A 241-nucleotide genomic window follows, 5' to 3' on the forward strand; every position below is an offset into this window, starting at 1 on the left:
GGCCTGGTCGACGTCGACGCCGAGGCGTACGCCGCGCGGGTGCGAGCGGCGGGGGACCAGGCGTTCGTCGAGGCGATCACCTACCGGCGCGAGGAGGTGCCGGCGGGGCTGGTCGCCTCGCCCGGCCCGCTGCGCGGCGTCATCGCCATCCCCGGCGAGCGCCCGCTCGCACCGACCCGGGAGTTCGCCGCGCCCGTCCTGGGCTCGGTCGGCGAGGTGACCGCCGAGATGGTCGCCGAGG

The 241-nt window shown here is 78.4% G+C and carries 1 pseudogene; it reads left to right on the top strand.

The features are described 5' to 3' along the window. A pseudogene (locus QWY28_RS23835) lies at positions 1-241 on the top strand (penicillin-binding transpeptidase domain-containing protein); the annotation flags it as partial.

Origin of the sequence: Nocardioides oceani (assembly GCF_030412965.1) — a bacterium.
Taxonomy (GTDB): Bacteria; Actinomycetota; Actinomycetes; order Propionibacteriales; family Nocardioidaceae; genus Nocardioides; species Nocardioides oceani.